The following is a 19,975-nucleotide window of genomic DNA, read 5'->3' as shown; positions in this document are numbered from 1 at the left end:
GTATACAATTCTGGATGTATCTATTTGTGGCATTTTAGTGGTTGGAGAATATATATCAATTTTGTATGTATTCTATATATTACTACTAAAAATATTAATCAGATTTTCTTTGAATACATTCCTGCAATGGATTCTGCAAACATCTTACCAAATTCCGGTCCGGTAATACTTTCCCATTCAGCAGGGAATTCATCCCGCAGTTTTTTTATTTCTTCTTCTTTGTAATGGATGAATGCATCAATGTGGCCATCAACAGCATTGTTTTTCCCTTCTCCATCGGAGGTACTTTTGTCTCCCCAGTGTCCACTTTCCTTGAACCCGTTCAGCAGTTCGACAGCAACGGCTGCATCGTGCATGTCTCCCAAATTATCCTGAAGACTTTTCAGCCGCTTTATTGTCTGTTTGGCTTCATCTCCCAGTACTTCCTGGAAGAATTCAAAGGTATAACGCAGGATTTTCACATCGATGCGTAATCTGTGTAGTACTTCCAAAGGTGCTTCATGGGGGTCGGGACCTACTTTGTCTTCATAGGCAAGGACATTTGCATATTGGCCATAAACAAGTGTGGGAAATACTTCTCGTACACTGGTGGGGCGTGGTGTGCCTTTACTGTTTTCATTTTCCATTTTCCAGTACTTCTTTTTCCCCAGGGCATCCTCAAACTTTTTCTTGAACCTGTTGTACCTTTTGCCATCCAGATATTCCAGCATATTCCCTCTTTCTTTGGCCCTTTCGATCTCGATGTTGTCTTTCAGGAAATCGAGTTCCCCTTTACGTTCTTCTGGTAACTCATCACAATAGTGGTCAATACGTTCAAGGAATACGTCCATGTCCCTTACATTACCGAGTGCTTTGCGGGTACGTTTTATTCCTTTAAGATATCCGCCAAGTTCTTTCATGTCAAGGTAGGGATTGAGGACTTCAAAACCGGCTTTGATACGCATGGCAGCCACGCGCATGTCATGTAGCTCTTCTATGTCCCTGCCGACTTTTGTTCCCATTTCATGCTTTTGCATTTTCTTGAAATGTTTCTGGAAGATCTTGCGGGCGGCTTCGGCCATTGTGTCATCGGTTTGGATTTCATTCTTATTTTTTGATTTTTTGCTATCTTCTTTTTCTTCTTCGGGAGCGATTTCTATTGGCTTTTCTTTCAGCTCCTCTGTAACTTTTAGTTCTTCGTTATCCTGATTCATAATGTATTCTCCCCCAATCTTGCTTTGGTCTTCTTCCTCTTGATTACCTGTAAGTTCCATCATTATAAGTTGGGCCAGGGCAATAAAAAATGAATTATTTTTAGGGTTGTTTTTTAATTTATGTTGTTTGATCTCTAAAAGATGAGTAAGCATTTCTTTGAAGATCCTTGCTATAAGAAAGAGTGTAGTGGCTAGATACCCCAGTGCAATATAGGACACGTTTGGATATATCCATTTTTCAGGATAGAGGGAAATAAAACCGCCTATAATGATTGCGTATAGGATGGCACTTACCACGGTGTAACCGATTTCCTGTTTTATTAATAGATTCAATCCCAGCATTATGAGCGCGAGCCCCGTTGCAAATGCGCCCATGGTCACCAGTATTTCCCCTGCCGGAGAATAACGGTTCAATTCCATCAGCATAAGGGCCACAGCGCCCCCGATTCCCAGTGTTGCGCCTGCTATTACTGCAAAAAGACCAATTATTAATGATTTACCCGAGCCCATGATTACCTATGTATATTTGATTATTTTAAAAACTTCCCATCGTAAACAGAACTATTTTTAGATGAAGGTCTGGACTTCATGAACATTGTTACTCAATATGTGTACATCAAGTTAATAGCAATGTACATACAACTTTCTAATTATGGATTTCCTCGACTCATCCACCTTTGAGTATTCAGGAAAGGATTTGTTTGTTTTCCTTTCTGACATCAAATACATTATCCTATTCTATGTCTTCGGGGATTTCCTTACTACCATTGGGGCTCTGAATTTCGGGGTCGAGCAAAACGGATTTATAGCAGTCGTACTGGCGGAATTTGGCCTGGGAGCCTTTTTGTTTTTGAAACTTCTCTTTATTGGGGTGGTTTATTTGAACTACAAACTCATCAGGCAATCCGGCCTGTCCTGGAGTTCATTTCTGTGGAATACGTCCAAATTTGCTATTGCTTTTTTGGGTATTGTACTTGTAGTGAATAATTTGATGGTTATGCTGACCCAAACAAGTTTGATAGTCTGATCCTAAAAAAGTAAATTATGTGTTCAAGTCCTTTGTACTCATATTAATGGATATTTCTGCGATATCGCCACTGTATTCAGCAATCCTTTGCAGGCTTTCCACAATGAAGCCAAATTGGTGTGAGTTGGTGTTTGCCTGCTTATTCTTGTATAATGCAGTACCTTCCAGGGAAATTTTCTTTGCATTCTTTATGACCATATTTGCTTCCATGGGATCGAGATTTGAAAGCAGGGCCATGGACTGCCTGAAGATAGTCTGGACATCTTCTGCCATCTTGAATATGGGGTCATCAGGTTCCACTTCATTTTCCATTTCAATCATGTTCTTTGCAATCCTGACCACATGATCTCCGATCCTTTCCATGCTTTTAGTAACAAGCCGATAGCCCAGACACTCCCTGGGCCTTTCTATACCAATCTTTTCTGAAAGGTTGCGGTCTTCAATGGCTGCTTTCAACTGTCTTACAGTCAAAAGGTAAAACCTGTCTATCTCATTGTCCCTGAGGATTATATCCTGGGCGACTTCTTTGTCATTTTTCTCAATTGCTTCCATCATGTCGCTTAACATTGATGTTAATAAGCCGGACATATTTTGCATAGCCCTGTGGAGGGAAAGGTCCCTGTAATTGAGCAGGCTTTGCAGCACAAGTTCATGGTGGCTTTCCTCCACCACTTCAAGACCTACAAGCCTTTTGCGGGATGCATCTTTTATGAATTTACGATCGGCTGCACTGAATCCCTCTTTTGACTCCATTTTAATTATATCATAGCCAGCAAGATAATGCGAAATAAGTATCCTGAAGATGTCTTCCGACTCGGCTACAGGAGGCTGATTATACATTTTTCCTTTTTTGGGGATCAGGCGATTAATTTCAATTTTGGTTTCGTATCTTTGATTTTTGTTGAGTGTATCAGAGGATATCAAGAGTGAACTTTTATTCTGTGGTGCAAGGATTACGCTATCTCCAGCTTCAAGACCGGCCCCTCTCACCCAGTTTATGGGGAGGGATACTATAAAGGTGGACCCTCCTGTGAGTTGTACTTTTCTTCTTTCAGACATGATATTTTCCTTTGATTTTCATAAAAATAGTTTTGCTAATTTTACAGGAGTAGCTGTTTCGATATGTTGCTTGGTTTATTTATGATGTATCCGTTGTTGATCAGGGGCGGATCAATGTGTATTAATACGGTTAGTAAATTATATATTTTGTCAATATATAATATATATTGGTATTTTGTATATGTATTTTTATCACATGGAATCAATGTCTGTGTTTTAGGGATTATTTGCTGTTGGCCAATTACGATTGCTTCATATGGTTTTGATGGACTAAATTATTAGTGCAATATCTTTTCAACAGAAACCCTTATATATCTAAATTGCCAATCATCTACTATTACCCTATACCATAGGTGTGTTTTTACAAATTGATTTCTCGTTTTTTGCTGAGGTATACTGATGGATAATGACAAGCATTTAAAAGGCACGACCACTGTAGGCATAGTTTGCAGTGATGGAGTTGTTCTTGCCACTGAAAAAAGGGCAACTATGGGCAACTTCATAGCCAGCAAAACCGCAAAGAAGATTTACCAGATCGATGACCTGGTCGGGATGACCACTGCTGGCTCGGTAGGTGATGCCCAGCAACTTGTGCGGATGATTAGTGTGGAATCCAAACTCTATAAAATGAGGAGACAGGAATCAATAACCATCAAAGGCCTCACAACTTTACTCTCCAACATCCTTGGTGGGCAACGCTATTTCCCTCTAATGGTCCAGCTCCTGATAGGTGGCGTAGATAAGAATGGACCTGCCATATTTTCACTCGATGCGATGGGTGGAAATATTGAGGAGACAAAGGCCGTTGCTACGGGCTCTGGGTCACCGATGGCTTATGGTGTTCTTGAAGACCGCTATCATGAAGGTATCAATGTCGAAGAGGGTATGGAACTTGCAATCCGTGCTCTTTACAATGCCATGAAAAGAGATTCAGCTTCTGGAAATGGTATCGATGTTGTCAAAATAACCGCGGATAGCTATAATAGGATTGAGACTGGAGAGGTGGACAAAATACTTGAAAACCTGAACTAAGCTACCTTATTTATCTTATTTTTTAAAATACTCTTTCCCATATTTTCTACTTTTTTATAATACAGGAAGGCATTTTTAATGGTCATAGAAGATATCCTAGAAGGATTAAAGAAAAAAATCGAGAAGAATCTTCCGGCTGGCACTACAATTTCAAATGTAGAATTTGAGGGTCCTCAGCTTGTGGTATATACAGAAGAACCCCGAAAATTTGCAGATAATGGAAACATCGTACGGACCCTGGCCAAAAATTTAAGGACCAGAATAGTTGTTCGGCCTGATCCAAAGGTACTTTTGGCACCAGAAGAATCTATCGAACTTATTAATCAAACCGTTCCCGAAGATTCAGGAGTTACAAATTATGATTTTGCTCCGGATGTCGGGGAAGTGATAATTGAGGCGGAAAAACCCGGCCTTGTAATAGGCAAGCATGGGGAAACCCTTCGGGAAATAACCAAGAAGGTAGGCTGGACCCCGAAAGTTGTCAGGACTCCGCCGATAAAATCCCGTACTGTGAAAAATATACGGGAATTCATGAAAAAGAACCATTCCGATAGAAAAGATATCCTTAAAACAATCGGGAGGAAAATTCACAGGGAATGTACTTCCAAGGATCAGTGGGTACGTCTTACGTCCCTTGGTGGCTGTCGTGAAGTAGGCAGAAGTTGTTTCCTGCTCTCCACTCCGGAATCCAAGATCATGATCGATTGTGGTGTCAATGTAGGTTCTGACGATGATATGACTCCTTATCTTTACATTCCTGAAGTACAGCCATTAAACCAGATTGATGCGGTAGTTATTACTCATGCACACCTTGATCATCAGGGTCTGGTGCCTCTTCTCTATAAATATGGTTATGATGGACCAATTTATTGTACTCATCCCACCAGGGACATGATGGTCCTGCTTGAACTGGACTTTATCGACGTGGCCGCCAAAGATGGAAAACGGGTCCCATATGAATCTGCTGATGTACGTAATGCACTAAAGCACAGCATCGTACTGGAATATGAAGAAGTGACTGATATTGCCCCTGACATCAAGCTTACTTTCCACAACGCAGGCCATATCATTGGATCTGCAGTATCCCATTTCCATATAGGGGATGGTTTGCATAATGTGGTAATAACCGGGGACTTCAAGTTTGGGCCATCACGTCTTTTCAATCCTGCAGTAAACAAGTTCCCCCGGGTTGAGACCGTAATTACGGAATCAACTTATGGAGCCTCTAATTCTATGCAGCCTGCATTGAAAGATGCTGAAAAGAACCTACAAAGAATTATCAAGGAAACTATAGATCGACAGGGTGTTGTGCTTATTCCTGCATTTGCTGTGGGAAGAAGTCAGGAAGTTATGATTGTCATAGAAGAAGCTATCAGAAAAGGAATTATCGATGAGGTCCCGGTTTATCTCGATGGTATGATATGGGAGGCAACTGCCATCCACGCTACCTATCCGGAATATCTAAATAATGACCTGAGGCGCCTTATTTTCCAGAAAGGACAGAATCCATTCTTATCTGAATGTTTCAAACCCGTGGATTCCAATGAGCTAAGGAGGAATATCATTGAAAATCCACATCCATGTGTGATCCTGTCGACTTCCGGTATGATGAGCGGTGGGCCGATAATGGAATATTTCAAAGCCTTTGCACCGAATGAAAGGAATACTTTAGTGTTTGTTGGTTATCAGGCTGATGGAACTATGGGTCGTCGCATTCAGAAAGGCTGGAAGGAAATTCCCCTGTCTTCCGGAGGCAAGGGTTCAGAAACCGTGCGAATGAACATGGATGTTGAAATTGTGGATGGTTTCTCCGGACATTCTGACCGCAGGCAACTCATGGAGTATTTCAAACGCATGAAACCACAACCAGAACGTGTTTTCACCGAGCACGGTGATGAACGCTCGTGCATAGATCTTGCAAGTTCTATCCATAAAAGAAAGAAAATTGAAACAAGGGCTCTTACCAACCTGGAAACTATAAGATTGGTATAAAGCTTTAATCAAGGAGGCTGCAGAGGTACTCTACAAGTTCCCTGTGGTCTCTTACAACAATATCTGCCTTGTTGAGAAGATCAGCGCTGACATAGGTTGGAACTGCAATGCAAAACAATCCTGCATTCTTTGCGGATTCAACTCCTAAGGGTGCATTTTCCAGGACAATGCATTTATCTTTTTGTACTGCAAGCCTTTCCACAGCAGTCAAATAAGGCTCAGGATCGGGTTTGCCCTTCTTTACATCTGTTCCTGCAATAATTGTATTGAATATTTTTGGGTAGAATTTTCCCATCAGCGTTTCAACAATAGTGCGGTCGGATCCTGAGACTACTGCAAGTTTGAACTTTGTTTGCAGGGATTTGAAAGTTTCATCCATTCCATCAAATACATATGCTTTCTGATTCTTGAAAAAAAGTTCTTTTTTTCTTTCATGTATCTGCTCAATATTCTCTTCAGTAGGCACCATCCCTTGCTTTTCAAATATTTTTTCTATAATCCCTCTGTGATTTGATCCTTCGAGAATGTATATTTCTTCTTTTTCGATATCTATCCCTGCTTCTTTGAAGGAAGTTTTCCAGGCCTGTGCGTGGAATGACATCGAATCTACCAGCACTCCATCGACATCTGATATGATTGCCTCTAAGTTTTCAGGTATTGCAGTTTTATCCATCACGGTTGAGTACTATTCTAGCTTATTAAAAGGTTGTTCGAAAAGATTATAACGATACAGGTCCCATGTTATTATGGTGAATTCGCATGTCTAAGTTCAACAAAAGGGATACAGAAAGAAAGGGTGCGAAAAAAAATGAAAACCTTGAGGAAAAACTCATTCAGGAAAATCTGGATGACCTTAAATCGGAAGGTGATGAAGTTCCGGAATAAAAACTTTGATGGTGTGAGGTTATCCCTTTTGCAGTCTGTTTTCTGCATCTCAGGATGGCCTGCGAAAAGTAGTTGAATATTCTTGACAGATATCAAGAAACATTATTGATTAAAAAAAGACCCAACCGGCCATTTATGGGCCGGTTGTCTCTCTATTAAATATAAAAAATCAGTCTTTGGAAAGCGATCTCAGCCTCTTGACGAGGGTGAGCCTTGCATCGTTCTCTTCTTTCACTTTATCTTCAAAATGTCTGACGATCTTGTTGAGAGGAGCTGCAAGACTGTAAATCTTTGTAGGCCTTCCTTTGCCATTTAGTTTTTTGCTGCTTTCCTCGATCCAGTTATTCTTTCTCATGGAGCGCATTGCAACACTTACTTCAGGTTGTCGCAATCCTGTATTCATCTCAATATCCAGAGATGAAGCTTCGTCAACATTTTTTAAGTAAGCAATAGTAGTTGCCAGGTTTCGTGAAACTCCAAGGCCTCTAAATGCTTCTATCATCTCTTCATCTGACTCGTTTATTCTTGTCATGTACATCTAATCCTTCCTTTCATATCGTTTGTCGAAGAATTATACCCAAAGGTAATTGGAATATTTTTTTCTTCGATACCACCACTTCTATATAAGCCATTATATGACACATGGTTTATATATTTTTCGTCAAATTGGCATCCATGAATAAAATTTAATAAGAAACGCAATTTGAATATTTCATCTCTGCGTCTGATCCCAACAGGCGTATACGCCCTTGCCTACTCATCCTGCTATTCATCTACGATGATAGCATCGTATGCATGTACATATAGCAGTAAAAATATTGAGTGGATTATAAAATGATCCTGGATACTGGATTGTTTGCCAAATGTTGGTTGTAGATCTATTATAGGGGAAGTTGGTGTAATTATTGTTCTTCAAATCAGAGATTGCATTTCCTTTTTATGGGTGAATTTGTTTTCTTTTTTCTTTTAAAGTCGGGTTATCTTAGTGTTGGGAATTTTCTCATTAATCAGTTTTTCCAATTCATCAATTTTGTCTTCTGCAACAGCAACTACTATTTCCACTATATCAGAATAGTGTTCATCCAGGATTGTGGCACAATTTTCAAGCAAATGTTTTACAAACTGAATATTCCCATAGTCAACTATGATTTTCATTTCCTTTGTGGGTCTCTGCTCAACAATACCAGCATCGTCTATAGCTTCAATAGCGGTTTTTTTGTAAGCACGGGACAATCCGCCAAAGCCAAGTTTGATTCCGCCAAAATATCGGGTAATTATCACCACAACATTATTAAGCTCCTTCATTTCAAGGACTTTGAAAACAGGTTTGCCAGAGCTTCCTGTGGGTTCTCCATCATCATCATATTTCATAACCAGGTTTCCGTCACCTGTGATGCGGTATGCAAACACATTATGGTTGGCATCAGGATATCTTTGTCGGATGTCTTCTACAAAACGCTTTGCTTCAGTTTCGTTTGCAACCGGAAATGCGTTACCTATGAATCTGGATTTTTTAAATTCTTTTATCGCTAATCCATTGCCATGTATCGTTTTTATAAGGGACATTAAACCACTTTTGATCGTTCTTTAATTGCATCTTTCCCTATAAAACCATAATCAATTCGTGATTTCTATTGATAATATATACTTGTCGTTTCAATAAATATGGATTCTGCAACAAGAGGTCAAACTTCCAATTTTTTTGATTCCCTTTGCAGGAAGATTACAGCCACTACGAATGCAAGAAAATCTGAAACTGGCAGGGATAGCCATATGCCGGTCAGGCCGAAATACATTGGTAGTATGATCAATAGGGGCGGAAGGAAGATTAACTGCCGTGACAGAGTTACAAGCAGGGATTCCTTGGATTTGCCCAGTGATTGTAGAAGGGCTGTTGCTACGATTTGTGCTCCGATAAAGGGCATCATAATGTAACATATCTTGATTGCGGGCACGCCCATCTCTATAAGCACAGGGTCATTGCTGAAAACACCTATAATTTGCTCGGGTATAATAAAAACGACTATTGCAAAAATCAGACTGAGTCCTGTGGCCAGGTAGGTAGAAAGGGATATCGTTCTCCTCACGCGCTGCATCTGGTTTGCCCCGTAGTTGAAACCAAAGATTGGTTGTATACCCTGTTTGATACCTATAACCGGCATCAGGGTTAGCATGAATACCTTGATTATAATGCCAAATACAGCAATTGCAACATCGCTGCCATAGTAGAGTAAACTCTGGTTAAAAATGAGGAAAAGGCCGCTTTCCACCACGTTAAAAAGGAATTCTGACATGCCGATGTATGTTGACTCGTTTACTATTGACATATCAGGGCGCAGGGAGGTTAAACTGAATGGAACTGTGGCTTTTCCGGAGGCGTAATAGTAGAATACCATTATGGTGCCTATTATCTGCGAGATCACCGTTGCAATAGCAGCACCTTTTATTCCCATTCCAAATTCAAAGATAAAAAGAGGGTCCAGCACAATGTTGGCAACACTGGATATGACCATAATAAGCATTGCAAATGAAGTGTTTCCTTCGGCGCGGATTGAGTTGTTCATGGCAGCCGAAAAGGTGAAAAAGACCGTTCCAAGCAGGATGTAATATGTATAGTCTGCAGCATAGGGCATCACTTCAGCAGAGGCACCAAAGAGGGCGAGCAACTCTTCCATAAAGGCCAAACCTGCAACTGTGAACAGCAGGCTTGCAACTGTTACCATGGTGGCCATGTTGCCCACAGTCTTTTCTGCAATCTGCTGCTTTCCACCGCCCAGGGATCTGGAGATAATTGATGCGCCCCCAACTCCCACGCCAAGTGCAATTGCCAGCATCAGCATTTGTACCGGGAACGCCACTGAAATCCCGGCAATTCCCAGTACACTATCCTCGCCAAGCCCGCGGCCGATGAAAATTGTGTCAACCAGATTATATAAGGCCTGCACTACAAGACCAACTATAGCCGGAGCTGCCAGTTTTACTATCAGGCTGCCAATATTCTCCTGTGCCAGCATTGTGTTGCGTTCATGGGGCATTATCTATTACCTTTCAATTTACCTTTTTTGCCAATGTATGCCTGACAATTGTATAATTATTATCAGGAAGGAAAAGCAATAGGCACGCAACATTTAATGTCAAATTTGTCCCCTGCTCAAAAGAAAAGAACTTATTTTTCCAGTAACCTTGTGACTTCTGCAAGCATTTCCGGAATGGGTATTTCCTGGGGGCAGCGCTCTGCACATTGTCCGCAATCTATGCAGTTTGATGCCTTACGTTCATCTCCTACGTGGGATGCATAAGCCCTGCTGGCATCTTCTATATTTTCATAAAGCATAGCATTATTGAGGTACTTGAAATTGAGGGGGATCTGCACACCTGCAGGACATGGCAGGCAATACCTGCAACCTGTGCAATCAACAACAAGTTTGTCGCGGTAGATTTCCCGTACCTCACGTATCAGTGAATGGTCTTTTTCAGTCAGGGAATGTGGCAATGCCTTATTTGCTGTTGCTAGATTTTCTTTCAGTTGCTCGAGATTGCTCATACCGCTTAAGACCATACTTACCTGTTCAAGATCCCAGATATAGCTCAATCCCCATTCTGCCGGGGTACGTTTGACTTCGCTTTTGTCCCAGATTTTCATAATGTCATCTGGTACCATATCGGCCAGGCAGCCTCCCCTTAAAGGCTCCATGATTATCACTCCAAGGTTTCGCGATGCTGCATAAAGTAAACCTTCGTGGCCTGCCTGATAATCGATGTCAAGGTAGTTGTACTGGATCTGACAGACATCCCAGGGGTAGGCATCAACGATTTCCTTGAATAAAGAGGTCTCATCGTGGAAAGAAAATCCCACATAACGAGCTCTTCCATCTTTTTTAATCTGATCAAGGAAATCAAACAGGCCAAGTTCCAATAGTTTTGGCCAAAAATCCCGGTTGAGAGTATGAATTAGATAGAAATCAACGTAATCTGTACCAAGCCTTTCAAGCTGTTCATCAAAGTAAAGATCCATGTCTTCCCGGCTTTCAATGTTCCATGATGGCATTTTGGTGGCAATATTTACTTTGTCTCTGTAACCATTTTGCAACGCTTTAGCCAGCATGGGTTCACTTTTACCTTCATGGTAGGGGTATGCGGTATCAAGATAATTTATGCCCTGGTCAATGGCATAGTGAATTATCTCGCAAGCTCTTTGCTCATCAATGTGCCCTGGATCGCCGTCTATGGTGGGCAGCCGCATACAACCCAGCCCAAGGGATGAAACTTTCTCACCTGTTTTTCCAAGTGTACGGTATAACATGCTCAAATGTGGTATTTCGGCGATAATAAGCTTTGGTATTCTGACTATTGCGTTCTGATGATTCTTACGAACCTTTAGTACATAATAATGATGAGTATGACATTTTTAAAAATTCACAAGTTATTTATAGTAATTTTGCACAGATAGTATATTGCAAGCAAATTCATATTCATTATGAATTGCAAGTGGTGGTACACATGAGACGTGGTAAACTCGAAATTATGATAGACATACTTAAAGTTGTACAGAGAACAGAAGCAACAAAAACTTCTATCGTATATAAGGCAAATCTGAATTTTAATCGTGCAGATAATTACCTTGAAGCTCTTATAGATCAGGGACTTATCACAAAAGCATCAAATCGCTATTTAATTACAAATCTGGGGGCAGGTTATCTCCAGAAAATGAGTGATGTCAGAGAGGTGTTAGAAGCACCAACCTGTTGAAATAACTTTAGGTACTGAATTTTACAATTATTATATTTATTGATCATTGCCGTCGTATCGGCGGTAATGCTAACTATTTTTACTAATTCCTCAATACAATTATTCATAGAAAGTAACTTTGTTTCTAAAAATTGCAATAATAAAGTTTATAATCTATGCTGTAAAATTGTATATGGGGGTATATTATTTGAAAATAAGAATGTTGAATTCAAGAAATGAAATTAACAGACTGGGCGAAGATGAAAATTTCATCCACTTTTCGTTCAGACCAAGCGACATAGATATTCTGGAAATACTCAAACATTGTCCAAATCTCAAAGCAGCCCAGATTCCGCCTTCTTACATGAAGTCCCTTTCAGGAAACGTGCCAAAAATACTGAAAATGCAGGGAGTGGAATTACTTAAAGGGGATTTGAAGGGAACAAAGGTCATAAAATATATGGAAGTTATAGATAAATAATTTTCTTCCATTAAAATTAGAAGTGAAATCAATTGCATTTAAGCCATTTTCAATTTCTGTATAAAATATGCAGAGATTTTTTTGGTAAATGTAATTTTATAAAATGCAGGATGTGGCTGCTCTTTAGATAATAGGTCTGATTGTTAATGGCATTTCTACAGCGCTCCAGCATCCTTGTTTAAATACTAAATGGATTGATTTTGGGAAGTGGGAAAAAGAATCCTTACTTCTTATTCATAATTATGAAAAGAAACAGTATGTCACAGAACTACGAAAGAGATGTATGGTGCTCCGATCGGGATTCGAACCCGAGTCTTCGGCTCGAAAGGCCGGAATGATTGGCCGGACTACACTATCGGAGCACAGTTGGCCGCTATCTAAAAGCGACCCTACTATACGTTACTAGTATATATAGTTTTTGTCAGGCCTGATTTTGTTTTTCCTTGACAAGCCTTAATATCCATTCTGTAAGAGATTCGCAATGTTCGGGGTGGCACGCAAGCCTGCAACCTGTACACGGAGAGAACATTCCTGCTGCAAGCATAAGTTCATAGGATTTCTCATCCGGTGTTGTCGCTTTAATAAGATAGGTGCGTGACCCGTTAGCTACAGCTGGTTCCCTGATAATCTTTCCTTCTTTCATCATGCGGGAAATCAGGCGGGAGCACTTACGACTATCAATGTTTAGGTCCTTCCATAGCTCATTCTGATATACGCCGTCATGATGCTTGCGAATTAGACTCAATGCCTCTTCTTCAATTTCCATGAATAACCCGTGAATTATTGTGTTTCAGCCGGTACGATCAAGATAATGTTGTTTCCTCTCAATACTACAGAGCCCAATGAACGCTGACGCTCCTCTTCAACCATCTCAAACGTGTCTTCCAGATGGAGATTCATATAATCATCGGCGCTTTTCAGAATACCATCAAGTAAACTGTGGTCACCTTTCATTTCAACCTGAATTCTGGATCCAACAAGTTTCTGTACCTTCTTATTCGGGAACAAAATAAAATCCTCACACAAATATTATTTTTAAATATAGATTAAGTTAAAATACGCGAATGTAAACTGTAGTCTCCCCTATTTATGCCTAACGATTATAATCCTGCAGGTTTAAATATATTTGCTACCTGTTCAGATATACCCCTGAAGATGTGAACTGTCATCATCTACCGGCTTTTTGGTAGAAGTACTTTGCGCACTTTTTCTGGAAATCGGGCCAAAAGCAGTTTCATATTCCTTGATGTGTTGGTCGAGCCATCTGGAGAGTTCCAGTGCGGCCAGAGGTGACAGGATTACTTCTGATTCTAAGTTACGCTCTATAACCTGTTCATTGTCATTTGATACTCCGCGAGGGGTATCATTATAAAAACATATCCTGAAATCATAGGGACTGTGTCCCCCCATTGCCCCGATGGCGTATACCTGATTGAAATGCTCTGGTTTATGCAACTTAATTTTCATATTCTTTTTTTGGGATTGCCCTTCTTTTTTTTCCTCAGCCATAACCTTGTCCTCGTTTCCAGATTTCATAAACCTTATGCCTTAATATGTTTTGCATTTCATCTGCCGGCTTCCACACTCTTTTTCAGATCCTTTGCCTGTTTTGCTATATCCGGTTTTGAATGGGCACTTGCCATCATTTCAATGGCATCAAGGTTGCGGATAACTCCATCAAGGTAACCATAAAGATCACCCACATAGGCACTTATACCATACTTTTCGTTCAGCCTGGCTGCAATCTTCTCTGGATCGCGACCACTAGCGCGCATCCTGATTATCATTTCGGAAAAATTCTTTTCAGCACATCCACAATAAGGGCTTTCTTTACATCCGCATGTCAAAAAATCAGTAGCAAATTCGAAGAGTTGATCCCGGATCTTCTCTTCCAGCTGGGATAGATTATCTCCTTCAAATACAATATCCAGAGCAGCTCCCTGAAATACCCGGGATGGCATATTCACGTTCAGCGCTGCTGATATCTGGGGTGCAAACTTAAAGTAAACCGCATCGAAGAATTCTAGATTAGCTGCAATCTCGATCGGGTCCTGACCTGCACGTACTGCATCCCGGATAAGGAACGCACGTGAAGCAGAGAGGAAATGTCGGGCTGCAATACCGCCCATTCGGGTCAATTTGATAGCATCGCCTTTCTGTGTCAGGAATCGGTATCTTTTCAATTTATTTACAATGGAATTAAGGTCAATATCCTCCACCATCTTGCTGCATATATAGTTCAGGTCGGCTTTTGAATTTGTGACCGCGACCGAAGCCAGTACTTCCTCTTCCTGCTCTTCCTGGCCATATTTCAAATTCATTTCTTCCATCTGGCCTTTGAGCAGTTTTACCGCCATCTCGTCTTCTGTCACGGCCTGTCCGCCCCCGTATGTCTTATCAGGACTTGCAAGTAAAACTACCACGCCTCTGTCATGATAGTCCGGTCTTCCTGCTCTTCCAAGCATTTGTAAGAATTCTTGCAGGTTTATCCAGTCAATTCCCATTGCAAGGGATTCAAATATCACCTGTGAGGCAGGGAAATCAACACCTGCTGCCAGGGCTGCTGTTGTCACTACCACAGGAAGTTTTCCGGAGGCAAATCTGTCCTCAACTTTTTTACGTTCCGGATTGGCCAGTCCCGCATGATAAGCAGATGCCGGGATTGGCAGGGCATTTGCAAGACGGTGGCAGTTTCTACGGGAATTTGTAAAGACGATGGTCTGGCCCTTATGACCCTTTGAAGATACCTGATTATATTCCTCACGTATAAGACGGGTCATTATTCTCAATTTGCTTTGCTGGGGGCAAAATATAAGGTGTCTCTCAATCGGGACCGGACGATGTTCATACTCCACAAGCTCAGCATCCAGATGTTTTGCAAGGGCGTGGGGACTTCCTACTGTTGCAGAAAGATAAATGAACTGTGCCCCTGGTGATGCATATTTGAGACGTCCGATAACACCATCAAGACGGTGCCCGCGTTCTTCATCTTCCAGCATATGGACTTCATCTATAACCACTGTACCAATTTGACCCAGCATATCTGCTTTGGAAGAACGCATAATGTGGTCGATCCCTTCATAGGTTCCGACAATAATGTCCGTATCAAGAGAACGTGACATTTTTTCCGTTTTGCGCGTTTTTATACGAGAACTTCCTATGCGTATTGAGGTCTGGAGTCCAAAATCTTTATACTTTCCAGTGAACTGGCTATATTTCTGGTTTGCCAGAGCAACCAGCGGCACAAGATAAAGCATCTTGCCTCTTTTTTTAAGAATATTCTCAATACCGGCCATCTCCCCGATCAATGTTTTACCGGTAGCTGTTGCAGAGGTCACAAGCAGGTTATTTCCTTTTAGTAAACCCTTGCGTACAGCAATACTCTGTACCGGTAATAGGGTTTTAGATTTTTTTAATAATGATTTCTTGAATTGATCGGATATTGGAAGTTTATTTATTGGATATGGGTTCTGATCTTCTTTTGAAGCTATTGTGTCGTATCTTGTAACTTCCGAATCAATTTCTTCAGGATTTAGCATGCCTATGGTGCGGTCAAGGTCTTTTGTCTTGTTTAAAACATCAAATATACGCTGTATGGCCTCATCAGAATAATGGCATTGGGAATTACGCAGCGCTCGTTTCAGTTCTTCCTGTGCACACGTTTCACAGATGCGTTCTCCCTGATGAGAAATAGATTTCTTGTTCACAAAATTGAATTCCTTATTGAGCAGACAAAAACGACACACATCTACCATTTCACCCGTAAGGTGGAAACCTCCGAGCATTTCGATAATTTTTTGGTGGGTTTTGGCATTTCCCTGCCTGGTAATCAATATTCTCTCCGAACGTCTGAGTAGCTCAATAAATTCCTCGGGTGAACGGTAATCCTGCTTCTTATCTTTCGATACCAGAAATCGTAAGGGTCGTGGTCCTGCGCTGGTACTTCGCAGGGTTAGTTCACCTACTATTGCAGGAGTTTTTTTTCGGTCTTTAATCAGCATTACTGTGACCTTTCCTTTTAAAGGATAGAGAAGAGTCCAGAGGGTCATATTCTCTGATAGACGTATTTCCCTTTTATAAAGTAAGCGTCTTCTTCGTATAGTAATATATATTTAATCAAATATTATTCAATATATTTTAGCGTAAAGTTTTATAAATATGCTCCATATACTAATAGTTAGTAGTGAAGGGTAGGATATGCAGAATAACAATAATGGACATCTTGAAGTTCAGCAAATGACACAACCTCCCAGGAACAAGAATGTCCTGGGCAATTCAAATAGATATTCAGGAAGTGCATCTGCTGATGAATCAAAATCTATTGTTATGCCCACGGGCATATCCTTACTTGATGACAGTCTCAGTGGTGGTCTTCCGTCAAGTTCATTGGTCTATTTTTCTGCAGATCCTCTCTCGATGTCCGAGGTTTTCCTGTACCAGTTTTCTCAGACAAGGAAAACCTATTATTTTGCTACGGGTCGGCGACCTAAATATATCCATCAGGACATAGTAAACTTAGGCTTTGATCCATCCAATATTATTTTTGTTGATGTTTATGGAGAATACTACTTTACGCAAACTGGAGAAATGGTCAGCAGTGTGGGCAATGAGTTTGTTGATTCGAAGATAATAGAATTCACCGAATACAATCTACAGAATATTGCTCTGGATGCGGAGGATGATGAGGTGAATGTAATATTTGATACTTTTTCCTTTTATACCAATCTTAATGTCCATAGAGGCCTGGTAAAACGTCTATTAAACATGCTCTATGAAACAACAAAACAGATGGCTTCCCAAACCTACCTTTACAGCCTTAAAAGAAGTAGTCCTGAAGCACTTGAAAGTGATCTCTTCAATTCTGCAGATGTGATATTTGACGTACTCATTGAAAGATCATCGGATCAAATAATAAACAAACTCTCAATCCCGAAGATCAGGGGTATGGTACCTACTTCTGATGTTATCAAGTTCAATGTGGCAGACGGAGTCCATATTGATACATCTAAGGATGTTGTCTGATCTTAAAGACATGCCTGATCTTTTGCCAGGCTGCATATACATGTCCTTTTCTCATCCATACAAAGGAATGTGTTGATAATAAGATCAAATAGTACTTTTTCCCGTTTTTTAAGTACACCAACCACTTCATCTGCGGTCAATCTTTCATTTTCCATGCCACATGCAGGGTTGGTAACTGTACATATTGAGGCATAACATATTTTCATTTCACGGGCAAGTATAACTTCCGGCAGGCCGGTCATACCTACAACATCCCCAAATGAAGCCATCATTTGTATCTCTGCTTTTGTTTCAAAACGTGGCCCTTCAGTACATACGTATGTTCCTTCAAAGAGGTCTTCCCTGTTTTCTTGCAAAGCATTCATGAGAGATTCTCTGAGCCTTGGGCAGTATGGTTGGTTCATGTCCACATGTACGGTCTGGTTATGATAATATGTGGATTCGCGCCCTTTAGTAAAATCAATGAAATCATCAGGGATAAAAAACGAGCCTGTAGGGTGGCCTTTCATGGAACCTACAGAATTTGTGGCTATTACCTGTTTGATGCCAAGTTTTTTTACTGCACATATTATGGCATGATAGTTGATCCTGTGAGGAGGGATATGCGGCCCTGATATCGAATGTCTGGGTATGAAGGCAAAGTTGATACCCCTGGTTTTACCAATAAAACACTCCACATCCCCGTATGTACTTGAAATGGTCATTTTTTCATAACCATTATTTTTGAGGAAACCTACGCCTCCAATTATGGCAAAAGAAATTTCCCTGTCCATTTTTATTTCTCTTTATTACCTGAAATGGATAGTTTTACACCTGCAAGGGCTGAAATTATGGAAAACACTACCGAGTAAATGAAATATTGTAAGCTGAAACTACCTGCGGTAGCTTCGGACGGCAGGGAACTTATTGATAAAATGTATTCGCTAGAGCCCCATAAGAGAAAACCTGTTGCAATCACAAAGAGAGCAGGAGATAGTTTTCTCCAGCAAAAATGTTTTTCCATTTTTAGGTCAATTATCTTTCCTGCAATCGCAAAAAGGAAGGCTGAAACATACCACCATACGGATTTATTTATGAAAACGGTCACAAGAGTAATCAGGCCATAATACCAGCCACCTCCTGTTGTATAGTAGCCCCACAATTCCAGAGCTCCTATTATGGTTGCGATTATTGTCAGTAACCCTGCGGCCATATAGGTGACAAAGGTCATCTGGCCCGCATAGAAGGCTTGTTTCATCTTCTCCCTGGCAATAACAAATGATTCGTCCAGATTGAATCCCCTGTATAACATATAAATGCCAATAGCAGCGGAGATTCCAATAATTGCTCCTTCGGGATATCGGGCCAGGAGGAATATGGCATAGATAAGAGCTGCAAGTCCCAGGGGGACAAAAAATGTCTGGGAAATCTTGGGGTCATTGAATGCATGTTTTAGAATGTAATATGTACTTTCAAGATTTGCACTTTGTTTGACAACTATCCTTTTTACCGAATCGATTTTTATTCTTGATTGAACAATGGGTAAAAGGGTTTCATCTTCAGCTCCATCAGAAACAAAAATAGCCTCTTGTGGGGCATAGCGGGAAAGTACATCATCAAGCTGGCGTGATATGCGCTGATCGGAAATCACACCTACATTCCGGTCTCCTGCAAAAGAGACCAGTTCAACATCGGTTCCTTTTTCTTTCAGCTCGTCATAAACACGGATTCCGCCAAACAGTGTATTGACATCTGAATCTTCCGGATCTGCAGACGCAAGCCTGACAGCAGCATCTACGTGAGCCTCTCTGCCTACAATTGGTGTTTGGACCCCTGCTTTGTCCCCAAGGTCGTTGTCCCGGTCTATACAGATTACCAGAGTTTGCATTGAAGTTCTAGATATAAATTAATACGAAGTTATATATAGGTTATCTGGGCGGCACTTTCATGCAAATCCTTCAATAAGCCGACGTGCCCAGTTAAGTTTTTTCTTTTTGATTTCATCGACATTGTCATCATCAAAATCAAAACCTACCAGGGTCATGGAAGTTGCCCCCAGTTGATGAGCCATGAAAACACACCTATCACCGTCTGTAAAGCCCCCAAAATTGTACAGCCCATGTGGAGGTTTTGTCTGGGATGTACCGATAATATTGGTCAAAAGAGGTACAAAAGAAAGAATTTTGCCTGTATTGTCTCCATGGGCATGCACTACCATTAGGGCTCCTTTCTTGTTTGCTTCGATCTCTTTTTCAACATCGCCGTCAAGATCAGTTACGATCACGTCCGGAATAAGGCCTTGCTCAAGCAAGACTGATGTTGCTCCGTCGGCAGCAATGATCACATGGTCTGAAGGGTTCACCTGTTCAAGATCTTTTTTCAGTGTGGGCGCATTACCGCAAATTAATGTATCTTTGCCCTTGATAACATCAGTAAGATCGTTTAGGTCCGCCTTTACAGGTCCGATGAGAAGATTTGAAAGAAGCTGTGCAGCATCAGCATCAGCATCTTCGGAAAAACCGAAATCTTCTACTATTTTTTTGTATATTGGTTCCCATTTGTCATATTCCATTCAAA

General features: G+C 40.9%; 21 protein-coding genes and 1 tRNA gene. 7 read left to right on the top strand and 15 right to left on the bottom strand.

Annotation, left to right across the window (positions count from 1 at the left end):
• Nucleotides 1–98: 98 nt before the first annotated feature.
• The gene (locus BKM01_RS09680; protein ID WP_072358196.1) at nucleotides 99–1,703 is read right to left on the bottom strand and encodes a CHAD domain-containing protein; all 1,605 of its coding nucleotides are present in this window, start codon (nucleotides 1,701–1,703) and stop codon (nucleotides 99–101) included.
• 142 nt (nucleotides 1,704–1,845) lie between these two features.
• On the opposite strand from BKM01_RS09680, the gene BKM01_RS09675 reads away from it, so the two are divergent.
• Nucleotides 1,846–2,220 (top strand): hypothetical protein, encoded by a 375-nt coding sequence (locus tag BKM01_RS09675; RefSeq protein ID WP_072358195.1) that lies wholly within the window; start codon nucleotides 1,846–1,848, stop codon nucleotides 2,218–2,220.
• A gap of 15 nt (nucleotides 2,221–2,235) precedes the next feature.
• On the opposite strand, the gene BKM01_RS09670 is transcribed toward BKM01_RS09675, so the two are convergent.
• Nucleotides 2,236–3,279: a phosphate signaling complex PhoU family protein gene (locus tag BKM01_RS09670; RefSeq protein ID WP_072358194.1), complete on the bottom strand. Its 1,044-nt coding sequence runs from the start codon at nucleotides 3,277–3,279 to the stop codon at nucleotides 2,236–2,238.
• A gap of 399 nt (nucleotides 3,280–3,678) precedes the next feature.
• Here BKM01_RS09670 and psmB point away from each other — a divergent pair, with 399 nt between their 5' ends.
• Entirely contained in the window at nucleotides 3,679–4,311 is a 633-nt protein-coding gene (gene psmB, locus BKM01_RS09665) for an archaeal proteasome endopeptidase complex subunit beta (protein ID WP_072358193.1), read from the top strand.
• Between the two features lie 78 nt (nucleotides 4,312–4,389).
• On the top strand, nucleotides 4,390–6,303 hold the full coding sequence (locus tag BKM01_RS09660; protein WP_072358191.1) for a beta-CASP ribonuclease aCPSF1: 1,914 nt from the start codon (nucleotides 4,390–4,392) through the stop codon (nucleotides 6,301–6,303).
• 4 nt (nucleotides 6,304–6,307) lie between these two features.
• On the opposite strand, the gene BKM01_RS09655 is transcribed toward BKM01_RS09660, so the two are convergent.
• The gene (locus BKM01_RS09655) at nucleotides 6,308–6,976 is read right to left on the bottom strand and encodes an HAD family hydrolase (RefSeq protein ID WP_072358189.1); all 669 of its coding nucleotides are present in this window, start codon (nucleotides 6,974–6,976) and stop codon (nucleotides 6,308–6,310) included.
• Nucleotides 6,977–7,062: 86 nt separating this feature from the next.
• Here BKM01_RS09655 and BKM01_RS11185 point away from each other — a divergent pair, with 86 nt between their 5' ends.
• The gene (locus tag BKM01_RS11185) at nucleotides 7,063–7,188 is read left to right on the top strand and encodes a hypothetical protein (RefSeq protein ID WP_257790279.1); all 126 of its coding nucleotides are present in this window, start codon (nucleotides 7,063–7,065) and stop codon (nucleotides 7,186–7,188) included.
• Between the two features lie 169 nt (nucleotides 7,189–7,357).
• On the opposite strand, the gene BKM01_RS09650 is transcribed toward BKM01_RS11185, so the two are convergent.
• The 4 genes from BKM01_RS09650 to BKM01_RS09635 all read right to left on the bottom strand — a co-directional run bounded on the left by BKM01_RS09650 (nucleotide 7,358) and on the right by BKM01_RS09635 (nucleotide 11,491).
• Nucleotides 7,358–7,720 carry a transcriptional regulator protein gene (locus BKM01_RS09650; protein WP_233125551.1) on the bottom strand — a complete coding sequence of 121 codons (363 nt, stop codon included), beginning with the start codon at nucleotides 7,718–7,720 and terminating at the stop codon, nucleotides 7,358–7,360.
• A gap of 434 nt (nucleotides 7,721–8,154) precedes the next feature.
• Complete coding sequence (locus tag BKM01_RS09645) at nucleotides 8,155–8,754, bottom strand: IMPACT family protein (protein ID WP_072358185.1); 600 nt, start codon at nucleotides 8,752–8,754, stop codon at nucleotides 8,155–8,157.
• A gap of 119 nt (nucleotides 8,755–8,873) precedes the next feature.
• Nucleotides 8,874–10,223: an MATE family efflux transporter gene (locus tag BKM01_RS09640; RefSeq protein ID WP_072358183.1), complete on the bottom strand. Its 1,350-nt coding sequence runs from the start codon at nucleotides 10,221–10,223 to the stop codon at nucleotides 8,874–8,876.
• Nucleotides 10,224–10,354: 131 nt separating this feature from the next.
• The gene (locus BKM01_RS09635; protein ID WP_072358181.1) at nucleotides 10,355–11,491 is read right to left on the bottom strand and encodes an aldo/keto reductase; all 1,137 of its coding nucleotides are present in this window, start codon (nucleotides 11,489–11,491) and stop codon (nucleotides 10,355–10,357) included.
• Between the two features lie 197 nt (nucleotides 11,492–11,688).
• On the opposite strand from BKM01_RS09635, the gene BKM01_RS09630 reads away from it, so the two are divergent.
• Together BKM01_RS09630 and BKM01_RS09625 are read left to right on the top strand one after the other, a co-directional pair.
• The gene (locus BKM01_RS09630) at nucleotides 11,689–11,937 is read left to right on the top strand and encodes a winged helix-turn-helix domain-containing protein (protein ID WP_072358179.1); all 249 of its coding nucleotides are present in this window, start codon (nucleotides 11,689–11,691) and stop codon (nucleotides 11,935–11,937) included.
• Nucleotides 11,938–12,124: 187 nt separating this feature from the next.
• Nucleotides 12,125–12,397 (top strand): DUF1699 family protein, encoded by a 273-nt coding sequence (locus BKM01_RS09625; protein ID WP_072358339.1) that lies wholly within the window; start codon nucleotides 12,125–12,127, stop codon nucleotides 12,395–12,397.
• A gap of 284 nt (nucleotides 12,398–12,681) precedes the next feature.
• Here the strand turns inward: BKM01_RS09625 and BKM01_RS09620 are convergent.
• From BKM01_RS09620 to BKM01_RS09600, 5 genes are all read right to left on the bottom strand, one after another.
• A tRNA-Glu gene (locus tag BKM01_RS09620) sits at nucleotides 12,682–12,759 on the bottom strand.
• Between the two features lie 59 nt (nucleotides 12,760–12,818).
• Nucleotides 12,819–13,163 (bottom strand): helix-turn-helix transcriptional regulator, encoded by a 345-nt coding sequence (locus BKM01_RS09615; RefSeq protein WP_072358177.1) that lies wholly within the window; start codon nucleotides 13,161–13,163, stop codon nucleotides 12,819–12,821.
• Between the two features lie 14 nt (nucleotides 13,164–13,177).
• Nucleotides 13,178–13,405, bottom strand: coding sequence for an LSM domain-containing protein (locus BKM01_RS09610; protein ID WP_072358175.1), 228 nt, complete (start codon nucleotides 13,403–13,405; stop codon nucleotides 13,178–13,180).
• A gap of 129 nt (nucleotides 13,406–13,534) precedes the next feature.
• Nucleotides 13,535–13,906 carry a DUF3467 domain-containing protein gene (locus tag BKM01_RS09605; protein WP_072358337.1) on the bottom strand — a complete coding sequence of 124 codons (372 nt, stop codon included), beginning with the start codon at nucleotides 13,904–13,906 and terminating at the stop codon, nucleotides 13,535–13,537.
• A 56-nt stretch (nucleotides 13,907–13,962) separates the two neighbouring features.
• A complete protein-coding gene (locus BKM01_RS09600) occupies nucleotides 13,963–16,446 on the bottom strand; it encodes a DUF5814 domain-containing protein (protein WP_072358174.1) in 2,484 nt (827 codons plus the stop codon).
• A 148-nt stretch (nucleotides 16,447–16,594) separates the two neighbouring features.
• On the opposite strand from BKM01_RS09600, the gene BKM01_RS09595 reads away from it, so the two are divergent.
• On the top strand, nucleotides 16,595–17,419 hold the full coding sequence (locus BKM01_RS09595; protein ID WP_084006224.1) for an RAD55 family ATPase: 825 nt from the start codon (nucleotides 16,595–16,597) through the stop codon (nucleotides 17,417–17,419).
• Between the two features lie 2 nt (nucleotides 17,420–17,421).
• Here the strand turns inward: BKM01_RS09595 and BKM01_RS09590 are convergent, their stop codons facing one another.
• From BKM01_RS09590 to BKM01_RS09580, 3 genes are read right to left on the bottom strand one after another with little or no spacing between them, the layout of a single operon-like run.
• Complete coding sequence (locus BKM01_RS09590) at nucleotides 17,422–18,192, bottom strand: MTAP family purine nucleoside phosphorylase (RefSeq protein ID WP_072358173.1); 771 nt, start codon at nucleotides 18,190–18,192, stop codon at nucleotides 17,422–17,424.
• A 2-nt stretch (nucleotides 18,193–18,194) separates the two neighbouring features.
• A complete protein-coding gene (locus BKM01_RS09585; RefSeq protein WP_072358171.1) occupies nucleotides 18,195–19,286 on the bottom strand; it encodes a DUF373 family protein in 1,092 nt (363 codons plus the stop codon).
• A gap of 57 nt (nucleotides 19,287–19,343) precedes the next feature.
• Nucleotides 19,344–19,970 (bottom strand): 6-hydroxymethylpterin diphosphokinase MptE-like protein, encoded by a 627-nt coding sequence (locus tag BKM01_RS09580; protein ID WP_072358169.1) that lies wholly within the window; start codon nucleotides 19,968–19,970, stop codon nucleotides 19,344–19,346.
• Nucleotides 19,971–19,975: the final 5 nt, after the last annotated feature.

Origin of the sequence: Methanohalophilus portucalensis (assembly GCF_002761295.1) — an archaeon.
Classification (GTDB): domain Archaea; phylum Halobacteriota; class Methanosarcinia; order Methanosarcinales; family Methanosarcinaceae; genus Methanohalophilus; species Methanohalophilus portucalensis.
The sequence above is the reverse complement of the archived record's forward strand: the minus strand, read 5'-3'. Positions and strand labels throughout refer to the sequence as shown.